The sequence below is a fragment of the Methanoregula sp. genome (assembly GCA_026625165.1).
In the GTDB taxonomy this organism is placed as follows: domain Archaea; phylum Halobacteriota; class Methanomicrobia; order Methanomicrobiales; family Methanospirillaceae; genus MVRE01.
The window spans coordinates 1,528,740-1,552,657 of the sequence record CP112999.1 but is presented as its reverse complement, the minus strand read 5'-3'; the positions used below and the strand labels follow the sequence as shown (position 1 = coordinate 1,552,657).

The window sequence follows — 23,918 nt, the reverse complement described above, 5'->3', positions numbered from 1 at the left end:
TTTGGCAATCGATCCAATCTGCAGGATGACGGTTGACGAAAAGACGGCAAAATTCACCAGCGATTACAAGGGAAAGAAGTACTACTTCTGCGCCCCGGGCTGCAAGAAAAAGTTTGATGCTGACCCGGCCAAATATGCCTGACACATCATGAAAAGTTTAATTTTCCCTTCTTTTTTATTCCATATTCGAAAGCATTAAGAGAGGACAAAGTAACACTGTCGTTAGTTAAAGGAGCGAAAAAAGATGTTAAGCAAGACAATGGAAGACGCGCTCAACAAACAGGTCAACCGCGAACTGTACTCGGCATACCTGTACCTCAGCATGTCAGCATATTTTGAGACCGGCACCATGAAGGGATTTGCCAGGTGGATGCGTATCCAGGCAAAGGAAGAACAGGCGCACGCCTTCAAAATCTATGACTATATCCATGCCCGCGGTGGAAAAGCGAACCTGCCTGCCATTGAAGCTCCCAAGGCGAAATGGGCATCGGCCGGTAAGGTCTTTGAGGAAGTATATGCACACGAGCAGAAGGTCACGGGTATGATCCATGCACTCGTAGAACTCGCGGTAAAAGAGAAAGATCATGCCACATTCGAGATGCTCCAGTGGTTTGTGAAAGAGCAGGTGGAAGAAGAGGAGCACGCAAGCGAGATCCTTGCAAAGATAAAGGCGATCGGCGATGTTCCCGGGCACCTCTTTTGCTTAGACAACGAGCTCGGGAAACGGGAATAACCCCAGAATCTTTTTTGCTTATGCGTTATAGGTAATGTATACGTGCAGGTATCCCGATGCTCACCGTCCTTGTCATTGATGACGAACCTGATATCCTAAACCTCGTCCGGCACTTTCTTGAACGACCCGGTGATATGAAGGTCGAGACGATCACATCGACCAAGGAAGGGCTGGACCTTGTTACAAAAAAGGAGTACGATGCGATCGTCCTTGACTATTATCTTCCTGAAATCAACGGGATCGATTTTTTAAAGATCCTCCGGGCAAAGGGGAATTTAACCCCCATCATCATCTTCACTGGTGTCGGGCGCGAGAATGCGGCGATTGAAGCGCTCAACAACGGGGCGGACTTTTTTTTAAAGAAAGGGGATGATCCCCGCACACAGTTCCGCGAGCTCGATCATATGATCCGCCAGGCAAAGGAACGGAGGTCAGTCGGCCGGTCACTTGGGACATCGCAAAGGATCATCTCCGACGTGATGAGTTTTTCAAAAGAGGCAATGTTTGCCATCGACTGTGAAGGCAGGGTTATTTCCTGGAACCATGCGATGGAAGAACTGAGCGGGGTGACTGCCGATATGATGGTCGGCAGGGGAGACCATGAATACTCCGTGCCTTTCTTTGGTAAAAAGGCGCTGCTGCTTATCGACCTTATCTTTGAGTCAGATGATGGGCTTGCCGCACATGATTATGCTGTAATAAACCGTGAAGAAGGAGCGGTTGTCGCATGGACTCGGGCGGCACGACCTGATGGCAGGGAACCGGTATTCTGGATGAGGGCAAAACCGCTCTACGATGGCAAGGGGGGTTTTATCGGGGCGGTGAGTTCGGTCCGCGACATCACCGACATTGCAGGGACCAGCATGAAAGGAGTCCCTGCGGCAACGCAGGTTAGTACATCCGCTGCCGGACCGGATTCCAGGGACAAGGAATCAGTTACCGGGGGATTTCTTGACCGGATCACAGGTAAGGCAAAATCTTCGTACAAACAGGGCGTCCAGCTCTATTACCGTGAAGGGAAATATGAAGAAGCCCTGAAATGCTTTGACCGTGCCGTCGGGATCGATGAGAACCTTCCGCAGATCTGGAACGACCGGGGTCTCTGTTTAAAAGAGATGGGCAGGTTCGAGGATGCACAAAAGAGTTTCGAGCGGGCGCTCGAACTGGCGCCCCGCGATGAGGAGTACGTTTATGATTACGGCGAGATCCTGGAAACGATCGGCATCCTGCGCCGTGAAAAGAAAATCTTTGAAAAGGCAATCCTCGCGTTTTCAAAAGTAACGGATATTAACCCCAATAATGCTAGTGCATGGAACCATCTTGGTGTCTGCATCAAGGAGATAGGTCATGACGAGGAAGCCCGGCAGGCCTTTGCGAGGGCTCAGGGAATTATCAGGATGAATAAGGACCGGATGTTCCAACGCAAACGCGAAACCGTGTAATCAGGATGCTGACAGTATACAGCAGAAGTTGCAGGAAATCTTCTCAAATGAAACGTCAACTATAAAATAATACTGTCACCCTATACCAATTAGGAATAGAAACCGGGTGAACCGGCCGTCACATAACCGTGACAATCCGAAAGCCCCTGCAAGGAACCAGTCGTATGCTCTCCGTTCTTATTGTTGATGATGAACCCGCGCTACTTGAAGCCATGCGGGAATATTTCTCACGGGTAGGTGGTGTTTCTGTCCGCACCGCACGCACTGCACATGAGGGGCTCAGTTCCCTGTCTTCAAACAAGTTTGATGCAATTATCCTTGATTATCATATGCCGGAGATAGACGGGATCGCGTTTCTCAAGATCCTCCGTTCACGCGGAGATATGACCCCGGTCATCATCTTCACCGGCGTTGGAGGTGAGCATGCCGCAATCGAAGCCCTCAATAACGGGGCGGACTTCTTTATTAAAAAAGGAGAGAACCCGGCGCTGGAGATGCGCACGATACTGGACAGGATTTATCAGGTTGTTGACGGCCGCCTTGCCTGGCGTTCCACCGGAACCTCCCAGATGATCCTTACCTATACACTCAATTTCTCATCAGACCCGAGTTTTGCGATCGACCGCGATGGCAAGGTTATTGCATGGAACGAGGCAATGGCACAGATCACCGGAGTTCCTGCTACATCGATGATAAAAAAGGGAAGTTTTGCGTACGCCGAACCGTTCTTTGGCAAAAAGCAGAGGATGCTGATTGATCTCGTCTTTGAAAAAGATGAGGTAATCCAGAAAAACAAATATTTCATTGTCAGCAGGGAGAAAGAAGGTCCCGTCATTGGAGTTACGAAAGGTGTGAAAGCAGATGGCAAACCGTGGACTCTCTGGATGAAGGCGATGCCATTTTATGACAGCAGGGGCAATTTTATCGCTTCAGTCTCATCAGTAAAGGATATCACGGCAACCGTTAAGGATGTCCCGCTTCCTGATGAAATTCCCGACGCTACAGAAGGGTCACCCGAAGTTCCCGCACAGACTATTCCCGAACAAACCGGCGGGGGGCTGCTTGACCGGATCCTGGGCAGGGCAGGATCATATTACAAGGAAGGGGTCCTGTTATACGGACGGGAGGGAAAATACCGCGAAGCAATAGCAGCGTTTGACAAGGCACTGGAGATCGACAACAAACTTGCCTATGTGTGGAACGACCGCGGTATCTGCTACCGTGAGCTGGGTGAATATGAAGAAGCGCTCAAGTCATTCCTCCGTGCCGTTGAGCTCGACCATGATAACGTCGAGGTGCTCTATGACCTCGGGGAGACGTTCGAAAAGATCGGCCTGATGCACCATGATGCCAAGTATCTCGATGCCGCGCTCCAGACATTCCATATGGTCGTTGAAAAATCTGCAAACAACGCGAGCGCATGGAACCATATCGGGGTGTGCTTAAAGGAGATGGGGAAAGCCGGAGAGTCAAAAATCTATTTTGACCGTGCGCGGGATGTCAGGCTCTGGAAAAAGGACACACCGGTTACACGCAAACGTGATGAATATCTCAAATAGGCTCCACTCATACGCTTCATCCATTTTCAATATTTTATCGTGTTTTTATCCCTGCGACATCCCGTTTTTAAAAAATCAGTATGGTATAATACCTCGGACAATGATAACGATAGCCTGAGGGGATGTCTGTCATGAGAAGTCCGGTATATTTTGCCAGCCTTCGGGCACGGGACGAGAACTCAAACACCATATCCAAGGTAAAGAGACTGTTTGATTGTGCAGGTTTTGACTCGCTGATCAACCAGCGCGATCGCACCGCAATCAAACTTCACTTCGGGGAGTCGGGCAATGATTCTTACATCAACCCGGTCTTTGTCCGGCAGGTTGTAGAGAAGGTAAAAGCTTGCGGGGCGTTGCCGTTCCTTACTGATACCAACACGCTCTATCTCGGGAGCCGTTCGAATGCGGTGGACCATATTATGACTGCAGTTCTTCACGGGTTTGATTTTGCTGTTGCCGGAGCTCCGGTCATCATCGCAGACGGACTCTGCGGAAAAAATATCACGTATGTCCCCATCAAAGGAAAGCATTTCAGACGTGTCGCGATTGCCGGGGATATCGTGGCCGCGGACAGCATGATCGTGATGACGCATTTCAAGGGGCATATTGTCTCCGGCTTTGGGGGGGCGATCAAAAATCTCGCAATGGGGTGTGCCCCGCCTCAGGGAAAACGTGACCAGCACAAGGCACACCCGTTTTGTGTCAGCGAACGGTGTGTCGGGTGCGGGAAGTGCAAGGTGGCCTGCCCGAAAACTGCAATCCGTCTCTCAAAAAAGAAGGCGGCAATCGACCGGTCATCGTGCATCGGGTGCTTTGAGTGCATGACGGTCTGCCCCGAACATGCCATCGATGTCGATTGGGAAACCGAGATCCCGCAATTTATCGAACGGCTTGTGGAATATGCGTCGGGTGCAGTGAAAGGAAAAGAACACAGGACCGGGTATATCAGTTTCTTAACCCGCATCACCCCGGACTGTGACTGCGTCCCGTGGAGCGATGCCTCAATCGTCCCGGATATTGGTATCCTTGCTGCCCGGGACCCGGTAGCAATCGACACGGCGGCATTTGACCTTGTCAATAAACAGCAGGGCTTTTCTGATTCGCTCCTGCATGCTCACCATAAAAAAGGGCAGGATAAATTCCGGGGGATTTGGGAAGAGACTGACGGGTACCGCCAGATCCGGTACGCTGAAACGATGGGGATGGGCAGCAGCCGGTATGAGTTGATCACGTTGTGACTTCCCGATCAGAAATTTGATTAAAACTACAATTTTTGTTTGAAAAATCCGGAATTTTTACTATTTTTTTGTCTGATCAATCAAAAAAAAGCGAAATCTTTATAATGTGGTGGAAAGCAAGCGCTTATTAACGAACGTAAATTAAAACTATTCTGTTTGAGCTTTGTGTCGCTCAGACCAAAATTCAAGTCCTTTAAAAAAATATAACATCGTTTTGGTGTGAATTATGAACCTTCGACAGCCGAATGCTAACGAAGCGACGGGAACGGTAAACCGGTCAAGGGATGTTGTCCCGATGTCCGGTATCTGTACCCGTTGCATGGACGGATGCAAAGGCAGCTGCGAGATCTGGCTCTCATCGTTCAGGGGCAGGGAGGTACTTTATCCCGGCCCGTTCGGGGAGATCACCGCAGGTGCTGACAAGAATTACCCGATCGATTACTCGCACCTCAATATCCAGGGGTACGCAGTAGGGGCAAAAGGGCTCCCAAAAGGTACCGAAATCGGTCCCGATACAGCGGTCTTCTCAACCGTGGATACCGAGACTGAATACGGGTGGAGCAAGAAAGTAAAGATGCGCCTCCCAATCTTTACCGGTGCACTTGGTTCGACCGATATTGCCCGGATCAACTGGGAGCACTTTGCCATCGGTGCGGCAATCTCGGGCATCACCTGCGTGTGCGGAGAGAACGTCTGTGGCGTCGACCCGCTGCTTGAGCGAGACAACAAAGGAAAGGTGAAAAAATCACCGGAGATGGACCGGCGCATTGAGGTCTTTAAGAAATTCCATGAAGGCTATGGAGAAATTCTTGTCCAGATGAACGTGGAGGACACGCGGCTTGGGACCGCGGAGTATGTTGCGTCCAAACACAACCTGGACACTATTGAACTGAAATGGGGACAGGGCGCCAAGTGTATCGGAGGCGAAATCAAGGTCAAGACTCTGGAACGCGCCATTGAGCTCAAAAAGCGCGGTTATATCGTGCTCCCTGACCCGACCGTCAAGGAGAACCAGGCAGCGTTCAAGGCAGGGGCAATCAAGGAGTTTGAGCGGCACTCACGGCTTGGCTTTGTGACCAAGGAAGGCTTCATGGAAGAGATCGACCGGCTGCGCAATATCGGGTTCAAGCGGATTACGTTAAAAACCGGTGCGTACTCCATAGTCGAGCTCGCGATGGCGATGCGGTATTGTTCCGAAGCAAAAATCGATCTGCTTACCATCGATGGGGCGCCTGGCGGCACCGGCATGAGCCCGTGGCCGATGATGAACGAGTGGGGAATCCCGACTTTCTATTTGCAGGCGCTCGCATACGATTTTGCCGGGAAGCTCTCAAAGAAGGGCATGCGCATTCCTGACCTTGCGATGGCAGGTGGGTTCTCAGATGAGCCCGGCGTATTCAAGGCTCTTGCGATGGGTACTCCGTACTTCAAAGCAGTCTGCATGGGCAGAGGACTCATGATTCCCGGCATGGTCGGAAAGAATATCGAGAAATGGGTGAAGGAAGGTGACCTGCCCAAGACAATCTCCAAGTATGGCAACAATATTGAGGAGATCTTTGTCTGCTACGAGGAGCTCAAGGAGAAATACGGCTCGCGCATGAAAGAGATCCCGATGGGTGCAGTTGGTATCTATACCTACGCACAGAAGTTCAAGACCGGGCTCCAGCAGATAATGGCGGGCAGCAGGAACTTCCGGCTCTCGACAATAAGCCGCGATGACCTGATGGCCCTCACCGAGGATGCAGCAGCTGTCTCTGGCATCGAATATGTCATGGCTGCACGCTATGACGAAGCCATGGGTGCACTGCTTGATTAAGTCCAACATTGTCAAAAGACCGGATATTTCTCCGGTTCTAATTTTTTGACTTTGTGTCCCAGTTATCCATGATTCCGGTTATCCATGAAAAAATTGATTGGGTGACGGGACAACCGGGATAGATTTTCAGAATTATTTTTTTGTCCCGCTCTCAGTTTTGGTAAATGCTTCAAGAACGGAGAGGGTAATGCGGGTGCCAAGTGTCGGCTGGAGAGATTCAAGCCAGAGGAAAAAACCAACGCGCGACGGAGTGGGGCGTTCGTATTTGAAGTGCCCGTCTTTAACCTGCACCATCTTGAGGTATTCTTTTTTCTGTCGTGACCGCAGGTAAATGATCAGTTCGAACCCGGGAAGGTCGGTTGCAATGATTGCTTTGGAATAGAATTTAGAAAATTCTGAAAATTCTATATGTTTACCCCTGACCGACATCCCGTAAGTGTCGCATACCGCTTTGATCGCCTTGGGATAGAGTGCGCCATAGAGAACCTTTTTTACAAGCATATGGGTGGGGGATGAAGATTGACGGTTCCGTTCGTGCTCGTTATGAGTGATTCGGGCAAAAATTTCACTTTTAACTTCTTCATGGAATTTTCGGTAATCGAACGGTTGTTTGAAAATAAGGTCTGTGGCAAGCACCAGTTTGGCGTGGTTCTCCGGTTTTATATAGAGAATACGGGGGCGGTAATGTTTAACGAGTTTTTTGATCTGTTCACAGGAACTTGTGAAGATTATAGCGTTCTCCTTTGCTTTTGCCAGTCGCCGCACAACCGAATAATTGGAGATATCGAACGATGAGATAAGCAAAAACGGTACGATCTTCTGGTTGTACAGGTACCCGAGAAGGTTTTTCTTGAACTGGATCTCCTGTTCGAATTCTTTGAGGTCTGAGGGGGAAGTCACTACTTCGGCAAACGCTACTTCGTTGTCACTGGTGACAAGCAACAGGTCAAATTCGGCGAGATCCTGCCCGTTGCCCCGGATGACAATATCGCCATATTTTGAATAAAAAATTCCGTTCTGCCCTAGCTGGGCGAGTTTCTGGTTTTTTGGGGCATCAGCCCCTTTTCTTGCAAGATATTTTATCCGATCTGATTTTTTTGAAATGTCCAGGAACATTTCATAAATGATGGCTTCAAACCATCGGCCCTCTGCTGTTCTCATGGGCTCGATATCAGGAGAGAAAAGTTTTTTTCGTTCGAGATGGTTCATGTGCCGGGTGGCATTCAGGGCGATTGCCGCCGTTGGTTTAAAATTTTTGAAATTATCCGAGAGCCACGGGATCATGAAATGTACTGAATATCTGTCTGCATGATAGATAACAATCTCCTTTTTTGGTATTTAATAAATAACCGGAAAACAGAAAAAATTTTAATAGTATGGAAGTACATTTCCTTCGTACCTGAGCCATGCTGACAATGGGCATGGATTGGGTAGGGAAAGAAAAAAGGGGGAATGAGGAATGTCGAAAGTAAAAAAAATTTCGACTGTGGCACCTTTGCCACGGTACATAATGCCGGACGAATCGGAACCTGACTATGAGATCATCCTTGAACAGCTGCAGGACTATCGCAAATCACAGATCGGCTCTTCGTATTATTATGTCAGAGCCGGAGATGACCGGTGCTGCCTATGCAGGATTGTCCATGGTGGCGGCAAGATGTTCTTCCATGAGATGGTGGACCACCACAAACACGGGATATCTGATGAAGATATTGCAGAATCTGTGAAATTTGATAATGGATCTTTCACCTTGCCGGGCCATTACCACATCTCACCGCGGATTGAACAAAAGCTGCGGGCATTATATGGCCATTAATACTTTTTTATCTCCCAATTACCTTGGCCGAACAAAAAAGATCTTAAAAATGAATTTTTAGCATCAAAAATATTTCATATATTGAAATTATTTTGGTTATTATCATGTCTCTGTCTCGCCTGTCCGTATCCTGATGGTCTTTTCAACAGGCATGACAAAGATCTTACCGTCGCCAATTTTCCCCGTTTTTGCAGCTCCCGCAATAGTCGCAATAAGGTCATCAAGATATTCATCCCTGGTGACGATCTCAATCTGGATTTTTGGGAGCATGTCGACGATCATTGATTTGCCACGGTACTCAAGGGTGATGCCTTTCTGCTCTCCCCGGCCCTTGACCTCCACAACAGTCATGCCGGCAAATCCTTTTTCTTCAAGCGCCTTTTTTACAAACTCGAATCGTTCTGGTTTGATGATTGCTTTTACCATTTTCATGATGATCACCTTCAGGCGCGCTCACCGTGCTGGGAGATGTCGAGCCCGACATATTCTTCTTCTTCGGTCACGCGCAGGCCAATCGTCTTGTCAATGACTATGGCCAGGATGAATGTGACAACAAAGGAATAGATCAGCGCCGCGAGCGCACCTGTCGCGTTTGCGATAAACTGGTGCACATTACCTTCGATCAGGCCTGAAAACCCGTTAATAGCAGCAGCTGCAAAGATACCGGTTGCAAGCGCACCCCACAGACCGCCCATCCCGTGGACAGCCCAGCAGTCAAGGCTCTCGTCCCACCCTTTCTTAATACGGAAGAGCATCATGCCATAGCAGAAAACGCCGGCAATGCCTCCGATGACTATGGATGCCATTGGCGTGACAAAACCTGCGCCGGGTGTGATTGCGACAAGGCCGGCTACAGCGCCAGTAACAAAGCCCAGAGAGCTTGGCTTCCCGTGGATCCAGCTGACCAGAAGCCATGCCATCGCGCCTGCTGCGGCAGCAGTATTTGTCGTGACAAATGCGCTTGCCGCTAGACCATTGGCCGCGACTGCACTTCCTGCATTGAACCCGAACCAGCCGAACCAGAGCAGCGCCGCGCCCAAGATGGTCATCGGGATATTGTTGGGCTCCATTGTGTACTGGCCATAACCAGCACGCTTACCGATCACAAAGGCGATTGCCAGTGCGGCAAAGCCCGAGCTTATGTGGACCACGGTACCTCCTGCAAAATCGAGAGATCCGAACTGTGCGGCCCAGCCGCCTCCCCATACCCAGTGGGCGAGCGGATCATAAACAATCGTGGTCCATAGTAGTGCGAAGATCAGGTACGAGCTGAACTTGACGCGTTCTGCAATACCTGATGTCACGATAGCCATTGTCACTGTTGCAAAGACCAGCTGGAATACCATGTAGAGCAGACCGGGTATTGCCGGGCTATAGGAATCCGGATCCATACCGACTCCATTCAACCCGAGGAAGTCGAGGTTCCCGATGAACCCTGCCACATCAGGGCCGAAGGCAAGCGAGTACCCGATCAGAACCCACTGGATGCTCACCAATGCAAATGCAACAAATGACAGCATTATCATCGAGATGAAATTTTTTTTACGGACAAGACCCCCGTAAAAAAATCCCACTCCAGGCGTCATCAGCATCACAAGTGCTGTTGACGCGAGAATCCATGCTGTTGCTCCTGTGTCTAATACCATTTTCAATTCACCATGAACATTTGAGATACATGCAGCGGAACAGATGAACATATCGTCCGGCGATCCCTGCCGGATGAAAAGTCCGGTGGATTGTCTTTATCTGATTCGCACGCACAGTTTCTTTCTATAAACTGTTGGAAGGAAGTTATCTTCCTATTCTTATAAATATTTCTATAGTTCATCAATAAACAGACCTTAAAATTCAGATCGACACTATGATAAATACGCAACGTGCGAAAAAAATAATCCCGATTATGGATTATTTCAAAGCCTGACGTTCCATCTCTCCGGTCCGGACCCGGATTGCGGTTTCGACGGGCAAAACGAAGATCTTACCATCCCCGATATGCCCGGTTCTTGCGGATTCGATGATCGTAGCAATAAGATCATCAGCTTCCTGGTCCCGGATCACGATCTCGATCTGGATCTTGGGAAGCATATCGACAACCATCGGTTTTCCCCTGTACTCAAGGGTAATGCCCTTCTGCTCTCCCCGGCCCTGCACTTCCGTGACGGTCATGCCGGTCACGCCTTTCTCCGCAAGCGCCTTTTTGACAAATTCGAACCGTTCCTGCTTGATAATCGCCTTAACGAGCTTCAATACCATCACCTCTCATACCCTTTCGCCGTGCTGCGAGATGTCGGTCCCCACGTACTCCTCATCTGCGGTCACCCGTAATCCCATGGTACGGTCAACGATCTGTGCGATGATATAGGTAACAACAAAAGAGAAGACGAGTGCCACAAAAGCTGCAATGCAGTTTACAATAAACTGGTGTAGGTTTCCTTCGAAAAGTCCTGAGATGCCACAGACTGCCAGCGCTGCAAAAGCACCGGTTGCGATTGTACCCCAGAGCCCGCCCATGCCGTGGATCGCCCAGGCATCGAGGCTCTCGTCAAGCCCTTTCCGGAGACGAAACAACATGGCCCCGTAACAGACCAGGCCGGCAACAGCGCCGATCAGGATTGAAACCATCGGAGTGACAAATCCGGCTGCGGGAGTGATCGCCACCATACCGGCAATAGCACCGGAAACCATTCCCAGGGAAGACGGCTTGCCGTGATACCAGCTTGCCCCCATCCATCCTAGCGTGCCTGCGGCAGCAGCAGCATTTGTGGTTACAAATGCATTAACCGCGGATCCATTCGCAGCAAGCGCACTTCCGGCATTGAACCCGAACCACCCGAACCAGAGCAGTGCAGCCCCGATCAGAGCGAGAGGAATATTGTACGGTTCCATCGTATATTTCCCAAAACCTGCCCGGCTTTTAATCACAAGGGCAATTGCAAGCGCGGAGAAACCAGAGCAAATTTCAACTACCGTCCCGCCAGCAAAATCCAGAAGCCCGAGCGATTGCGCCCATCCACCGCCCCATGCCCAGTGGGCGAGCGGGCAGTACACAAAGGTTGTCCACAGCAGCATGAACACGATAAATGAGGAGAGCCGGACGCGTTCTGCGACACCGGATGTTATAATGGTTAAAGTTACTGCAGCAAAGAATAGCTGGAAGACCATAAAGACCAGTGGGGCATACCCTTTCTCACCGGCATCCATCCCGACCCCGTTCAGGCCGATATAATCAAGACTGCCGATAACACCGGCAATATCCGGGCCAAACGCGAGCGAGTACCCGATAACCATCCAGTGTATGCTTACGACTGCAAGCACAACAAAGGAAAGTGCGATCATCGAGATGATATTCTTCCTACGTACAAGGCCTGCATAGAAAAGGCCCACGCCCGGTGTCATCAGCATCACGAGTGCTGCCGATACCATAAGCCATACGGTTGTTGCTGAATCAAGAGCCATTTTTTCACCTTCTTGAAATTATCAGACCGGACAGACTCTTTTTGATCATGAGGTTGAATGGGGCCGGATAAACGTCATGATGATTCCTGAAACGGCAGCGTGATTGTCGAATACCGCTCTGACATAACCAGCATCTGCTGGTAGTGATCATCGCTCTTCCGTATCGATATGCCATTTCTGTTCTGCTGTCCCGGATAAAAAGTCCGGACAATTCAGGAAGTAAATGGGTAAGTGATCAGGATTTTTGAAATCTGATAAAAAACGTGTATGGAAGGCAAATGGACTTTCATGCACGTTTATTGAAATTGACCGGATGGATTCCTATGCCAAATTCAGTATGAAGGAAGATACCTGTCCAGTTCCCATTGGTGGACAGCGAGCCGGAATGCATCGCTCTCCATTTCTGCAATTCGTGAAAGGTTTTCGACGACATGGTCCCCTAATGTGGCACAGAGTACGTCATCTTTGAGGAGCGCTGCGTTTGACTCCATGAGACTTCCCGGCAGCATTTCGATATGGAGCTTCTTTCGTGCTTTTTGATCGAGATGGTAAATGTTGGTGTTCGTGCTTTCGGGTGGCATGATCTTATTTTTTATCCCATCGAGCCCGGCAGCCAGCATACACGCAAATGTAAGGTACGGGTTGCACATCGGGTCCGGGCTCCTGAATTCTGCACGGGTGCTGTTGCCGCGGGCTGCAGGTACGCGGACAAGTGCCGACCGGTTCGCTGCGCTCCAGGAAATATAACAGGGAGCTTCGTATCCCGGAACAAGCCGCTTGTACGAGTTGATGGTTGGGTTGGCGACGCGGGTAATTGCCTTCGCGTGCTTAAGGATCCCGCCTATGTAATAGAGAGCAGTGTCTGAAAGCTGCATTGGTGCATTTGCATCATAAAAGGCATTTTTCCCGCCCTTTGAAAGAGATCCGTGGGTGTGCATGCCGCTCCCGTTGATACCGGCAATGGGTTTTGCCATGAAACTCGCATGCAGGCCGTACTGGAGTGCGATTGACTTTGTGGCGAACTTGAATGTAATGACACGGTCTGCTGTTGTAAGCGCGTCACCATACTTGAAATCTATCTCATGCTGGCTGTCCGCAACCTCGTGATGGGACGCCTCTATCTCAAATCCCATCTCTCCGAGTGCGAGCACGACATCCCTGCGGACGTCTTCTGCAGAATCAGTGGGTGCGAGATCAAAATACGCACCATGATCCTTGAACTGGGTCGTAGGCCGTTCATCAGCCATTTTAAACAGGAAAAATTCGAGTTCAGGGCCGGTATTAAAAGTAAATCCAATCTTTGCCGCATCCGACAGCGCCTTTCTCAAAATATAACGGGGATCTCCATCAAATGGTTTGTTGCCGTATGTCTGTACATCACATATAAACCGTGCAACTCTACCTTCTGCCGGTCTCCAGGGAAGAACTGCATATGTTGCCGGATCTGGCTTAAGCAGCATATCAGACTCTTCAATCCGGGCAAATCCTTCGATGGAAGAGCCATCAAACCAGATACCCTCTGTCAATGCTTTCTCTGCCTGAATCACCGGGATCGATACATTTTTCGGCTGACCCTGGATGTCCGTAAATTGCAGGCGGATAAATTTCACTTTATCCGTCTCAATTTTCTTGAGAAGTTTTGAAACGTCTGCTGACATACTGGAAGACATGTTCCACCCAATCATATTTATACTTATTGAGCATACCTAATTCATCGATTGCTCAATACTAACTGATCATTTGATTCCGTGATTTAATATGTGTGGCATTATTGGTGTGATTGACAGGCGCCGCCAGTGCATGGACGGCAGCAGGATCAAAGAGGCTCTCTCCATGATGAACGAACGGGGCAGCGGAGAGGGTGCCGGTTATGTAGCCTATGGCATTTATCCGGAATACAAGGATTATTTCGCACTGCACGTCTTTTTTGACAATATCCGGGAGAATAAAGTCGCCCTTGACAACCTGCTCGAAAAATGGGGTACAATAGTACATGATGAGCAGATCAAGACGTACGAACAGTCCAATATACGTAAAGTCCATACCCCCTGGCGTTACTTCTTCCGTCCCGACCGCAGCCTGATGGCAAAGAGCACTACACCGGATGAAGACATTGTCACCCATCTTGTCATGAAGGTGAATTCTCTCAAAAACGGGGCGCTGATTTTTTCATCCGGCAAAAATCTCGGAGTCTTCAAAGCAGCAGGATGGCCGGAGGATGTCGCAGATTTCTACCGGATACAGGATTATAAAGGGTATCTCTGGCTTGCCCATAACCGGTATCCGACAAATACTCCGGGATGGTGGGGAGGGGCGCACCCGTTCAACCTCCTGAACTGGAGCGTGGTCCACAATGGCGAGATCACAAGTTACGGTACCAACCGTCGTTACATTGAGAGCTACGGGTACCAATGCACGATGTATACCGACACTGAGGTCGTCGCTTATCTCTTTGACCTTCTGGTAAGAAAACACGGGCTATCTGAAAAGATGGCTGTGCGTGCGCTTGCTCCCCCCTTCTGGGAGGAGATCGACGCGATGCCGGAAAAGCAGCGGGATCTCAATCGGGCAATCCGGCTCGCGTATGGTGCAGCGCTCATGAACGGGCCATTTGCGATCTGCGTCGCAAACGAACACTCGCTCGTCGGGTTCACGGACCGGATCAAGCTGCGTCCTCTTGTCAGTGGTGAAATGGGCGACCGGCTTTATATTTCCAGCGAAGAGTCAGCGATCCGAAGAATTGAACCTGATGTTCAGGACATCAAAATGCCCAAAGCCGGTGACCCGGTCGTGGGGAAGGTATACGCATGAACATCGGCAGCACCCCGCTCCGGTTCAGGGTGAATATCGACCACGACCGCTGCATGCTCTGCGGCAGGTGCGTTGAGAACTGCTCGTATGGGGTATTCCGGAAAGATGGCGATAAAATTAAGGTCAACTCGCGCAACTGTGTCGCTTGTCATCGTTGCCTGGCATTTTGTCCACGCGATGCCATCGATATTACAGAAAAACCCACGGATTACCGGAGTCATCCTCTCTGGACAAGGGAGGTGCGCGAAGCTATCTTCAACCAGGCAAAGACCGGCAAGATCATACTTGCAGGGATGGGCAATGCACAACCCTATCCGGTCATCTTTGACCGGCTGGTCCTTGATGCCTGCCAAGTGACAAATCCTGCGATCGACCCGCTCCGTGAACCCATGGAACTCCGGACATATCTTGGCAAGAAACCCGCACAACTCGCGCTCAGGGAATCGGCATCAGGTGATATCGAGCTCCTGACCAAACTCACCCCGAACCTTCAGATCGAGACACCCATCATGGTCGGGCACATGAGCTACGGGGCAATCAGCCTGAACGCGCAGCTTTCACTTGCAAAAGCGGTAAGCCGTATCGGGACATTCATGGGTACTGGTGAAGGAGGGCTTCACGAATCGCTCTACCCCTACCAGAAGCATATGATTGTGCAGGTAGCCTCGGGCAGGTTCGGAGTTGACATCAACTATCTTGAACGCGGTGCGGCAATTGAGATCAAGATCGGTCAGGGTGCGAAACCGGGAATCGGAGGGCACCTGCCGGGTGAGAAGGTATGTGCAGATGTCTCGTGCACCCGGATGATCCCGGAAGGGAGCGATGCGATCAGCCCGGCACCTCACCATGATATCTACAGCATCGAAGATCTCAAACAGCTCGTACGAAGCTTAAAAGAAGCAACCGAATGGAAAAAGCCGGTCTTTGTAAAGATTGCTGCAGTGCATAACTCTGCAGCTATTGCTGCCGGCATCGCCCGATCATCGGCGGATGCGGTTGTCGTTGATGGTTTCCGTGGAGGAACCGGTGCAGCCCCCCGGGTCTTCCGTGACCATGTAGGCATTCCCATCGAGGCAGCAATTGCCAGTGTCGATGCCAAGCTCCGGCAGCAGGGAATCCGGAATGAGGTCTCCCTTATTGCGAGCGGGGGTATCCGCGAAAGTGCTGATGTGGCGAAGGCTATTGCACTTGGAGCCGATGCGGTTTATATCGGTACTTCTGCACTTGTGGCGATGGGCTGCCGGGTCTGCGGCACCTGTTACCGGGGTACCTGCGCATGGGGAATCGCGACGCAGAAGCCGGAACTCGTTGCCAGGCTCAACCCGGAGGAGGCATCGGTTCAGGTAGAGAACCTGATCCATGGCTGGACCCTGGAACTTGCGGAGCTGATGGGAGCAGCAGGAATAAACAGCATCGAAAGCCTTAGGGGCAACCGGGACCGTCTCCGCGGTTACATGCTGGATGAGGCGCTCATGAATGTGCTTGATGTGAAATCCGTGGGGGCATAAAGGGATGGCAAAATCGGTTCGCATCGATGCCCGCCAAATCCAGTATACGCCGCTAAACCAGATGATCCGGAAAGCGGTTGCCGAAGGCATAACAGAGATCGTGATCGATAATGTACTCGGTCAGCGGTTTATTGCCGATGGTCTCCGTGGTGATGGTGTGACCATTACCATAAATGGTGTCCCCGGTGGTGATCTCGGGATGTTCATGAGCGGCCCAACGCTGATTATCAACGGCAATGCAGACCATGCACCTGGCAACACGATGGATAGCGGTTGCATCGTTATTCACGGAAGTGCCGGTGATGCTGTGGCACACAGCATGCGTGGGGGGAGGGTTTATGTCCGGGACAATATCGGATATCGCGGCGGTATCCACATGAAACAGTATATGGAGAAGCGCCCGATCCTTGTTGTCGGGGGTTCGGCACAGGCATTTTTGGGTGAGTATATGGCAGGGGGGCTTCTCATCGTACTCGGGCTCAATGGTATCACACCGCTCTCGGAACGCGGGGTCGGCAGCGGGATCCATGGCGGGGAGATCTTCGTCCGTGGCAACGTGAACGATTCGATTCTCGGTGTCGGGGCAAAACAGAAACTGGCGACTGATGACGAAAAGCACACAATCGCACCGGTAGTCAAGGATTTTGCATCAAAGTTCAGACTGGATCCCGAACCGCTGCTTGCATCGGATTTTACGAGGATTGCACCGGCAAGCGCCCGACCGTTTGCCAGTAAGTATACATGGGAGTGATCTGATGGCAGAGAAGAGCTATATTGATCTGAAAACCGAGGTGTGGGATACGGGACGGTGCTCCGGCTGTGGCGCATGCGTGTCTGTCTGTCCGGCAGATGCACTCTATTTTGACGAAGGGGAAATGGTCGCAAGCCCGAAGACCAATGGGTACTGCAAGCAGTCAACTGACGGAGTGCATTGCGGGGCATGTTATGAGGTCTGCCCGCGAACCGGAGACCAACCCTGTGAGACCCTTGGTAACTACCTTGATCTTGTTGCGGCAAAAGCGGCATTTGAGATCCCCCGCCGTCAGAGCGGGGGGGCGGTCACTGCAATTCTTGCAAATGCCCTTGATGAAGGACTGATTGATGCAGTCGTGACGGTGACCGAGGATCGCTGGACTCTGAAACCCTCATCTGTTGTTATTACAAAATCTGATGTTCTTATCAACGAAGCAGGAAGCCGTTACAGCTGGTGGGTGCCGCTGCTTGCGGCGCTAAAAATTGCAGTGATCGAGAATAAATTCAACCGTATTGCAGTGATTGGTGTCCCCTGTGTTGTTCAGGCAGTCGCCCGTATGCAGGCATCAGACCACGACCTTATCAAACCCTATGCGGCATCAATCCGGCTCGTGCTGGGTTTATTCTGTACCGAGACCTTTGATTATTCAGCACTTGTCTTAGGAAAACTAAAAACCGAGAAAAAAATCGATCCTGCACACATAAAAAAAATAGATGTCAAAGGCAGACTCGAAATTCTGATGCATGACGGGGACATAGCGATACTTACCTTAAATGATCTGAACCTTTGCATACGGAAAGGGTGCCATATCTGCACGGATCTTACCTCATTGTATTCCGATATATCTGCGGGCTCGGTTGGAAGTCTTGATGGCTCTACGACGCTTATCATCCGAACACCAACCGGGAAAAATTTTGTGGAGAGCGCAGTAAGAAACCAGAAGCTTACGATTACGGGGGGCGTCGATACCGCGGCAATTGAGAAGCTCGCGAACACGAAGATTAAAAAAAATTCAGGGAAGAAATAATTGTTTATTCCCCTAGCCCCCTCTATACACTCATTAGGGCGCTGCTGGTACGAGGTTTGGAAATGGTCTTTGAACCATTTCAGTCATTGAAAGGCGACAGGTTCTGCAATCCCTTCTGATCTTTTAAAAATGTGTCGGAAACCGATCTGGAACTTTTGCTTTTGAGACCATCATACCGCTCATTATAATTAACGGAACCGGGTTTACAGCTCCTTCCTGAGCACCCGTGCCAGCGGCGACGAACGATCGAAGAACCGTTTGATAAATGATGCAAACTCCGGAGAATAACAATCTGCACCTTCCGCAACCGAGAACCCGGCTTCGAGCGACTGCCGCACATGTTTCCCAAGACTCGTGCCAAGGATTGCACCTGAGTTAAGAAGGCTCTTTGCATCCGGGTATTCCCGCGCAACTTCAATGGCATACTTGCCTTCACTGATATATGGAAAATGGCCATTCTGTCCCCCGGCATATTTATTGAAGAACTTATCAGCGTTCTCACGGTTCCAGATCGGGGGACCGGAATGGGTGCGGATTGCCGGAAGTTCTTTTAAGAGCAGTTCGAACAGGAAGATGCATTGCGATTCTCCTGGTTCATAACGGGCGTTGTGGACAGGATATCCGTGACGTTCCAGTAATTCTGCAATCACCGCCACACTCCGCTTGAGCTGGGGGACGACGATCTCAGGGATCAGCGGAGGGGTAGCAAAGGTTATCGCGTACAGGTGTGTCCGCCGCTTCGCGAGGATATCTGCAAGACCTTCACGGGTGATCGGGGAACGGTCGGGGAGGCTAAAGAACCTGGCGGAAGGTGCTGCACAGTATCCACGGGCCAGCTCGACAAACCCCATCATCCGGGTCAGGGAGACCGCAGCGGCAACATTGCGTTTCGGGTCAACCGGGTCTATCACGACAAGTGGCTCATTAAACTGCTTTGCCGCGTGCTGCTCAGGGTCAATCACGACACCCGGGCGCCATGCCGAAGCGGCCGAAAGCAGTGGGGCAAACCCACCACACTGCAGAACAAGCAGCTCGCAGAGGTACCCGGAGAAGCCTTCGGTCATCTGGTCGGAACCATAGATCCCGCCGGCCCGGGCGAACTGTTTTAAGAGGAGTACATCATCGACAAGGCCGTTGATCCTGTCCTTGATATACCGGGTATGGAATGGCGTGCGGTCTACGGCGCTCTGGATCGCAGTCGCGCTCTCCACGGCATAGCAGGGAACAAGATCAACATCCACACCTTCGATCATGGCACAGATGTACGGGTGTTCGGCATACTTCTCAGAGTACCGGTCGGTAAATTGCATGGCAACCCGTCGCGCCAGTGCCATCCCCTGCTCCTCAAGTGCTTCGCGGGAAAGGGCAGGGGAAAAGAGGAGGAATATATCGATATCGTGTTCACCGCTTACCCAGGTATTACGTGCGATAGAACCAACGACCATCCCCTGTGCCTGACCTCCAGAGCTGATTGCATCAAGAATGCGCCTTGCGACACCGCATATCTGGTCTCGTTCCTCTGTGCTGGGGCGGATACGGGCGAGCACTTTGTCTTCAAACGGCGTCCTGTTTACCATGCGACCTCCAGCAGGTCTTCGTAGACCGGCCCATTTGGTGTCAATGTACTTGATTTGAGTCTCATGCCGTTAATTGTGCAATTTCCATAAATCTTTGAACTGAGTGATTTTATAGCATTAAAAAGCGATGGATCGAATGTTCTTACGCGTGCAACAGTTGCATGAGGTGTGAACTTTCGTTTTTCACGTGCAAACCCGAGCGGGGCAAGAGATCTCTCCACGAGGTCAAGGAGTTGTGTGCAAAGCCCCTCGTCTTCGATTGTACACCATACCGTAAACGGGCGATGGGGGTTGTTAGTGGTTATAGTACCGGTTTTGATTGGAAACGACCGGAATGAAACTGACTTCAGCGCGCTTTTTATATCTGGAATTTTTTTAATATCGACCTCACCAAGAAATTTTACGGTGATATGGATATTTTTTTGATCGACCCATGTCATACGTGCGTTGCACCGTTTCAGTACTTCCTGCGCTTCACCGAGACGTGCCCTGACCTCATCGGAAAGTTCGAGTGCAATAAACGTCCTGACCATTACGGTACTATTATTCCATCCCTCTACAAATGGTATTCGTTGATCGTGGGAAAAAATGCGAATGTCAAAAAGTTAGTTTTTTTATCCGAAGAGCCAATTGTTTGATCAATAAAGCGAGGGTGTTTTTTGTGCCATCAAATCCCGATCTGATTGTATATACGCTCGAACACTGTCCCAACTGCGACATGCTGAAAACCTTCTTAAAAATGAGCGGAAAAAAATTTTTGGAGCGGGATCTGTCTACCGCAGAATCGCTGACAGAACTTCGGGTCAACGGTATTTTTGTGTCCGAAGCCCCCGTCCTTCAGAAAGGCGAAAATTTTTTTACTACTGACGAACTCTTTTGCAGCGGTAAACTGGACGGAGACCGAATAACCGGCTTTATTTCAGGTGTATGATGGGGCTGCGGGAGACCAAACAGAAAACCCTTGATGGCGTTTATATCCCCCCGCTTCCGCCGGTCCGGACAACCGACGGGCACATTGTCGATTATGACCGCAACCGGATCGTCCGCCAGATTGTTGACGAGACCCGGCTTGTTGAGACATTTTACGGTTTTGTGGGAGCAAGTGAAGAACAGGCACAGGAGATAGCACGGGAGGTTGAACAGCGGATCCAGGGTATGGGGCTCAAGTCACTCTCCGGTCCCCTTATCCGCGAGATCGTGAATATGGTACTTCTGGAAAAGGGGCTTGTCCAGTATCGCAATGTCTGCACGCGTGTCGGTACACCGGTATTTGATGCACACCTCATCGATGTCGGCAGGGGCTTTGAAGCGCACGATAATGCAAACCTGCAGGAGAATGCAGAGACAAGCCACAAGAAAAAAGCGGACAAGATATCAAAAGAACAATACCTCCTCCAGCTGCCTCCCGACCTTGCCGATCACCACCTCTCGGGTGAAATGCATATCCACGACCTCGAATATTTCGGGACGCGCCCGTTCTGCCAGGACTGGGACCTGAGGTATTTCTTCTATTACGGGCTGATGCCGGATGGCAATGGGACAAAGGCGTCAGTTGCCGGCCCTGCAAAACGGGCTGAGGTTGCAATTCTTCATGCTGTCAAGGCACTGGGCAGTGCACAGACCAATTTTGCCGGTGGCCAGGGTTACTACAATTTCCTTACATTCCTTGCGCCATTCCTTGAAGGGATGACCTATGACGAGATCAAGCAGCTGATGCAGATGTTTGTCTATGAGATGACTCAGATGATGGTCGCGCGTGGAGGGCAACTTGTCTTTTCATCGATCCAGCTCTCTCCGGGAGTCCCCTCTCTATGGGTTGACAAACCCTGTGTTTACAAGGGAAAAATCTGGGATGGAAAATCGGCACCGCACCGTACTTACGGGGAATTCGAGCGTGAAGTCCGGTTGCTCTTCAAAGCGGTCATGGAGGTAATGTTAGAGGGGGATTACTGGGGAAAGCCGTTCAGTTTCCCCAAACCCGAGATCTCAATCGAACCGGATTTCATGGAAGAACGTGAGGAATTCAACCAGATGCATCCAGACCTGCCCACGTATCGCGAGCTCTACCTGCTCACCTTTGAACTTGCAAGCAAATTTGGCACCCCTTATTATGACAACCAGCTCCCGGCCTACCGAGGGGCCGGGAAAGGGATTTCCTGCTACCAGTGCTGCGCGTACCAGTTTTCAGCTGTTGCGGATAAGGACTCAGATTTTGAAAAAAAACTCTATTTTGAGGATGGCAGGCACTTCTCCATGGGTTCGTGGCAGGTGGTTTCTGTGAATTGCCCTCGGGCTGCATATAAGGCAGAAGGGGATGACAAACACCTCTTCGCTGAGTTAAAAGCCCTGATGGATATTGCGATTGAAATTTTCAAGATTAAGCGTCGCTGGATGGATCTGATCCGGGCACACAGCAGGATGCCGTTTGCGATGCAACGGCCCAAAGATCCCAATACCGGGGACAGGGGGGCTGTTGCTGTTGATCTTGAAGGTCTTGTATATACCATCGGGGTTGTCGGAGTGAACGAAATGGTGCAGCACCATACGGGTAAACAGCTCCATGAGTCAAAGGAAGCGTTTAAGCTTGCCATCCGTGCGATGACCGAGATGGAGGTCTACGCCCGGAAGCTCTCGTCAGAAAATAACATGACGATCGCGCTTGCCCGGACTCCAGCTGAAACAACAGGACAAAGGTTTGCGGTTGCCGACCTGCTTGATAAACGCTACCACGATTCTGCACTCAGGGTAATCAAAGGGGATGTCAATTATACTCTCGCGATGCTCGGCAAGTCCCGCGATCTACCGATATATTACACAAACGGCACTCATGTAGCTCCGGGGGCAAATGTTCCCCTTACAAAACGCATGGAGATCGAGCATGTCTTTTTCCCGATCGTTGATGGCGGCAATATCTTCCACATCTGGCTTGGCGAGGCACGTCCCGATCCCCGGGGATTGTATGATATGGCGATGAAGCTGTGTAAAAACACCCAGATTGGGTATTTTGCTTTTACCCGCGATTTGACAGTGTCGCTGCGGCAGTTCCACGAATTCCATGCAGAGAAAAAGACGATCCCCCAATGGGTTGGTGCAAATACGCTTGTCGGGGCATAAACCTTTACCGGGCATTATTTTTTACCGCATGTTTTTTTACCTGTAAAACGAGAGGGTGAATTATGAAACTTCTTACTATCCTGATCATCACAGGCATTATTACCACGATAGTGATCAGCGGGTGTCTGGGTAGCCCGGCAAAATCCCCGGATCAGCAAACCGTTCAGACCGTCCCTCCAACAACGATTGCGGTAACGGTAACCACTCCGATGACGGTTCTTGCCACAACGCCCCCTACACCAACACCGGAACCATATCCAACGGCACTGAAATTAAAACAGGGTTATAACTTCAGCAGTGGTAAGACTGCAAGCGAGGCAACCGTATACAGATTCTGGATCAATGATACGTACCAACTCTTTGATCCCCGGGAAACCCGGTATGTGACAAAATACCCATCTGCGGGAAACAAATATCTCGTTGTTTTTGTCAACATTGTCGATAAGGGAACTGCCCGCCAGATCCCTCCCAAGGCATCGAATATTGCTGTCCGTTATAACGATGGTATTTATTATATGGACCCGACGCATGTGCTCCCGAAGACGGAAAGGAACGTTGATGCCCCACCTGAGATTATCAGGATCGGCGAGATCGAATTCTTCCATACTCTTAATGGTGATAAGTATGTAGAGGACTTTGGATACCGTGATGGTTATGAACAGGCGTACGTGACCCCGGGTATAAGTAATGCTATTGACGGTTACATTATATATGAGGTTCCTGCATCCCTGGCACCCGGCAATACATATGTCGAAATTGGACTCAACTCACAGGAGAGCGCAATCTGGAAGCTTGCAGAGAATTAAAAACTTAATTTTTTGTTTTTAAAAGAATCCTTTTTATTTACCACAACCGTACTGACATTATATGCCATACTGTATCTCTTGCGGAAAGGAAGTCGGGAAGGATAAGAATTTCTGCGAATACTGTGGTGCACCGATCAAACAATCGGGTGCTCCTGCTGCGCCATCTACAACTATTTACCCTCCGCCCCCTACAGTACCTGAAGAGTTCCACACACCTGAAGCACCCCGGTCACCACCTGCACCGCACGACCCGGCCCCCCC

At 50.4% G+C, this 23,918-nt stretch carries 22 protein-coding genes; 14 read left to right on the top strand and 8 right to left on the bottom strand.

What is annotated here, in order from left to right; all coding sequences use genetic code 11:
* Position 1: 1 nt before the first annotated feature.
* From OS112_08070 to OS112_08045, 6 genes are all read left to right on the top strand, one after another.
* The gene (locus OS112_08070; GenBank protein ID WAC04418.1) at positions 2–142 is read left to right on the top strand and encodes a YHS domain-containing protein; all 141 of its coding nucleotides are present in this window, start codon (positions 2–4) and stop codon (positions 140–142) included.
* Positions 143–244: 102 nt separating this feature from the next.
* Positions 245–733 (top strand): ferritin, encoded by a 489-nt coding sequence (locus tag OS112_08065; GenBank protein ID WAC04417.1) that lies wholly within the window; start codon positions 245–247, stop codon positions 731–733.
* Positions 734–789: 56 nt separating this feature from the next.
* Positions 790–2,175, top strand: a complete 1,386-nt coding sequence (locus tag OS112_08060) for a tetratricopeptide repeat protein (GenBank protein WAC04416.1) — start codon at positions 790–792, stop codon at positions 2,173–2,175.
* A 164-nt stretch (positions 2,176–2,339) separates the two neighbouring features.
* Positions 2,340–3,734, top strand: a complete 1,395-nt coding sequence (locus OS112_08055; protein WAC04415.1) for a response regulator — start codon at positions 2,340–2,342, stop codon at positions 3,732–3,734.
* 131 nt (positions 3,735–3,865) lie between these two features.
* Complete coding sequence (locus OS112_08050; protein ID WAC04414.1) at positions 3,866–4,972, top strand: DUF362 domain-containing protein; 1,107 nt, start codon at positions 3,866–3,868, stop codon at positions 4,970–4,972.
* A gap of 226 nt (positions 4,973–5,198) precedes the next feature.
* A complete protein-coding gene (locus OS112_08045; protein ID WAC04413.1) occupies positions 5,199–6,788 on the top strand; it encodes an FMN-binding glutamate synthase family protein in 1,590 nt (529 codons plus the stop codon).
* A gap of 132 nt (positions 6,789–6,920) precedes the next feature.
* Here OS112_08045 and OS112_08040 read toward each other — a convergent pair whose 3' ends face one another.
* The gene (locus OS112_08040) at positions 6,921–8,072 is read right to left on the bottom strand and encodes a hypothetical protein (GenBank protein WAC04412.1); all 1,152 of its coding nucleotides are present in this window, start codon (positions 8,070–8,072) and stop codon (positions 6,921–6,923) included.
* Between the two features lie 226 nt (positions 8,073–8,298).
* Between OS112_08040 and OS112_08035 the strand changes: the two genes are divergently transcribed.
* On the top strand, positions 8,299–8,604 hold the full coding sequence (locus OS112_08035; protein ID WAC04411.1) for a hypothetical protein: 306 nt from the start codon (positions 8,299–8,301) through the stop codon (positions 8,602–8,604).
* Positions 8,605–8,706: 102 nt separating this feature from the next.
* Here OS112_08035 and OS112_08030 read toward each other — a convergent pair whose 3' ends face one another.
* The 5 genes from OS112_08030 to glnA all read right to left on the bottom strand — a co-directional run bounded on the left by OS112_08030 (position 8,707) and on the right by glnA (position 13,718).
* Entirely contained in the window at positions 8,707–9,036 is a 330-nt protein-coding gene (locus OS112_08030) for a P-II family nitrogen regulator (protein ID WAC04410.1), read from the bottom strand.
* Positions 9,037–9,047: 11 nt separating this feature from the next.
* Positions 9,048–10,250, bottom strand: coding sequence for an ammonium transporter (locus tag OS112_08025; protein ID WAC04409.1), 1,203 nt, complete (start codon positions 10,248–10,250; stop codon positions 9,048–9,050).
* 259 nt (positions 10,251–10,509) lie between these two features.
* Positions 10,510–10,851, bottom strand: coding sequence for a P-II family nitrogen regulator (locus OS112_08020; GenBank protein WAC04408.1), 342 nt, complete (start codon positions 10,849–10,851; stop codon positions 10,510–10,512).
* A gap of 12 nt (positions 10,852–10,863) precedes the next feature.
* On the bottom strand, positions 10,864–12,060 hold the full coding sequence (locus OS112_08015; protein WAC04407.1) for an ammonium transporter: 1,197 nt from the start codon (positions 12,058–12,060) through the stop codon (positions 10,864–10,866).
* Between the two features lie 332 nt (positions 12,061–12,392).
* Positions 12,393–13,718 carry a type I glutamate--ammonia ligase gene (glnA, locus tag OS112_08010; protein WAC04406.1) on the bottom strand — a complete coding sequence of 442 codons (1,326 nt, stop codon included), beginning with the start codon at positions 13,716–13,718 and terminating at the stop codon, positions 12,393–12,395.
* A gap of 100 nt (positions 13,719–13,818) precedes the next feature.
* Here glnA and OS112_08005 point away from each other — a divergent pair, with 100 nt between their 5' ends.
* From OS112_08005 to OS112_07990, 4 genes are read left to right on the top strand one after another with little or no spacing between them, the layout of a single operon-like run.
* Entirely contained in the window at positions 13,819–14,871 is a 1,053-nt protein-coding gene (locus tag OS112_08005; protein WAC04405.1) for a glutamine amidotransferase family protein, read from the top strand.
* A complete protein-coding gene (locus tag OS112_08000) occupies positions 14,868–16,379 on the top strand; it encodes a glutamate synthase-related protein (protein WAC04404.1) in 1,512 nt (503 codons plus the stop codon). Before OS112_08005 ends, OS112_08000 begins: the two co-directional genes overlap by 4 nt.
* Before the next feature lie 4 nt (positions 16,380–16,383).
* Positions 16,384–17,130, top strand: a complete 747-nt coding sequence (locus OS112_07995) for a hypothetical protein (protein WAC04403.1) — start codon at positions 16,384–16,386, stop codon at positions 17,128–17,130.
* 4 nt (positions 17,131–17,134) lie between these two features.
* Positions 17,135–18,160 (top strand): Coenzyme F420 hydrogenase/dehydrogenase, beta subunit C-terminal domain, encoded by a 1,026-nt coding sequence (locus OS112_07990; protein ID WAC04402.1) that lies wholly within the window; start codon positions 17,135–17,137, stop codon positions 18,158–18,160.
* Between the two features lie 203 nt (positions 18,161–18,363).
* On the opposite strand, the gene cca is transcribed toward OS112_07990, so the two are convergent.
* Together cca and thpR are read right to left on the bottom strand one after the other, a co-directional pair.
* A complete protein-coding gene (cca, locus tag OS112_07985) occupies positions 18,364–19,737 on the bottom strand; it encodes a CCA tRNA nucleotidyltransferase (GenBank protein WAC04401.1) in 1,374 nt (457 codons plus the stop codon).
* Positions 19,731–20,270 carry an RNA 2',3'-cyclic phosphodiesterase gene (gene thpR, locus OS112_07980; protein ID WAC04400.1) on the bottom strand — a complete coding sequence of 180 codons (540 nt, stop codon included), beginning with the start codon at positions 20,268–20,270 and terminating at the stop codon, positions 19,731–19,733. Before thpR ends, cca begins: the two co-directional genes overlap by 7 nt.
* Positions 20,271–20,398: 128 nt before the next feature.
* Here thpR and OS112_07975 point away from each other — a divergent pair, with 128 nt between their 5' ends.
* From OS112_07975 to OS112_07965, 3 genes are all read left to right on the top strand, one after another.
* Positions 20,399–20,668, top strand: a complete 270-nt coding sequence (locus tag OS112_07975) for a glutaredoxin family protein (GenBank protein WAC06157.1) — start codon at positions 20,399–20,401, stop codon at positions 20,666–20,668.
* A complete protein-coding gene (gene nrdD / locus OS112_07970) occupies positions 20,665–22,851 on the top strand; it encodes an anaerobic ribonucleoside-triphosphate reductase (protein ID WAC04399.1) in 2,187 nt (728 codons plus the stop codon). The genes OS112_07975 and nrdD overlap by 4 nt, the downstream gene beginning before the upstream one ends.
* 62 nt (positions 22,852–22,913) lie before the next feature.
* Positions 22,914–23,657 carry a hypothetical protein gene (locus tag OS112_07965; GenBank protein ID WAC04398.1) on the top strand — a complete coding sequence of 248 codons (744 nt, stop codon included), beginning with the start codon at positions 22,914–22,916 and terminating at the stop codon, positions 23,655–23,657.
* The last annotated feature ends 261 nt before the right edge of the window (positions 23,658–23,918 follow it).

Coding starts and splice junctions, on each gene's coding strand:
- thpR (WAC04400.1), bottom strand. CDS start 20,270: ATGGTCAGGACGTTTATTGCACTCGAACTTTCCGATGAGGTCAGGGCA.
- glnA (WAC04406.1), bottom strand. CDS start 13,718: ATGTCAGCAGACGTTTCAAAACTTCTCAAGAAAATTGAGACGGATAAA.
- OS112_08015 (WAC04407.1), bottom strand. CDS start 12,060: ATGGCTCTTGATTCAGCAACAACCGTATGGCTTATGGTATCGGCAGCA.
- OS112_08030 (WAC04410.1), bottom strand. CDS start 9,036: ATGAAAATGGTAAAAGCAATCATCAAACCAGAACGATTCGAGTTTGTA.
- OS112_08050 (WAC04414.1), top strand. CDS start 3,866: ATGAGAAGTCCGGTATATTTTGCCAGCCTTCGGGCACGGGACGAGAAC.
- OS112_08040 (WAC04412.1), bottom strand. CDS start 8,072: ATGATCCCGTGGCTCTCGGATAATTTCAAAAATTTTAAACCAACGGCG.
- OS112_08060 (WAC04416.1), top strand. CDS start 790: ATGCTCACCGTCCTTGTCATTGATGACGAACCTGATATCCTAAACCTC.
- OS112_08025 (WAC04409.1), bottom strand. CDS start 10,250: ATGGTATTAGACACAGGAGCAACAGCATGGATTCTCGCGTCAACAGCA.
- OS112_07990 (WAC04402.1), top strand. CDS start 17,135: ATGGCAGAGAAGAGCTATATTGATCTGAAAACCGAGGTGTGGGATACG.
- OS112_07995 (WAC04403.1), top strand. CDS start 16,384: ATGGCAAAATCGGTTCGCATCGATGCCCGCCAAATCCAGTATACGCCG.
- cca (WAC04401.1), bottom strand. CDS start 19,737: ATGGTAAACAGGACGCCGTTTGAAGACAAAGTGCTCGCCCGTATCCGC.
- OS112_08045 (WAC04413.1), top strand. CDS start 5,199: ATGAACCTTCGACAGCCGAATGCTAACGAAGCGACGGGAACGGTAAAC.
- nrdD (WAC04399.1), top strand. CDS start 20,665: ATGATGGGGCTGCGGGAGACCAAACAGAAAACCCTTGATGGCGTTTAT.
- OS112_08005 (WAC04405.1), top strand. CDS start 13,819: ATGTGTGGCATTATTGGTGTGATTGACAGGCGCCGCCAGTGCATGGAC.
- OS112_08055 (WAC04415.1), top strand. CDS start 2,340: ATGCTCTCCGTTCTTATTGTTGATGATGAACCCGCGCTACTTGAAGCC.
- OS112_08000 (WAC04404.1), top strand. CDS start 14,868: ATGAACATCGGCAGCACCCCGCTCCGGTTCAGGGTGAATATCGACCAC.
- OS112_08065 (WAC04417.1), top strand. CDS start 245: ATGTTAAGCAAGACAATGGAAGACGCGCTCAACAAACAGGTCAACCGC.
- OS112_08035 (WAC04411.1), top strand. CDS start 8,299: ATGCCGGACGAATCGGAACCTGACTATGAGATCATCCTTGAACAGCTG.
- OS112_07965 (WAC04398.1), top strand. CDS start 22,914: ATGAAACTTCTTACTATCCTGATCATCACAGGCATTATTACCACGATA.